1 protein-coding gene is annotated in these 380 nt (G+C 41.3%); it reads right to left on the bottom strand.

What is annotated here, in order from left to right; genetic code table 11:
- Window positions 1-380 (bottom strand): cobaltochelatase CobT-related protein (locus J7R05_RS09100; protein WP_425490175.1); only part of this gene is annotated, 380 nt, incomplete at both ends.

Genomic DNA, 380 nt, shown 5'->3' with positions numbered 1-380 from the left:
AGTGTTTGCGCTAAAATATCAGCACAACTTGCTGCAACAGTAATTGGTCGTCCTCGCATTGATCCTGAATTATCAATGAGCAATGAGACCACTGTATCACGAAAGTGTGTATCGTGTTCTCTTTTAAAAGAAAGCGATTGCATGGGATCGATAATGAGGCGCGCAAGTCGTGCTGTATCCAGATGTCCTTCTTCAAGATCAAAATGCCAAGAACGATTTTGTTGTGCCATAAGACGGCGTTGCAGGCGGCTTGCTAAGCGTCCGCCAATGTTTTGGGGATGATTTAATTTTTTATCAAGGAAGTTGGGGAAATGGTCTAAATTCCTTTCTGAACAAAAATGAGTTGGTTCTGCAATTTTATCTAATTGACGCGTGAAAAT

The organism is Bartonella capreoli (assembly GCF_902813205.1).
Classification (GTDB): domain Bacteria; phylum Pseudomonadota; class Alphaproteobacteria; order Rhizobiales; family Rhizobiaceae; genus Bartonella; species Bartonella schoenbuchensis.
Note: the sequence above shows the minus strand (reverse complement) of the source record. Positions and strands in the feature narration are given on the sequence as shown.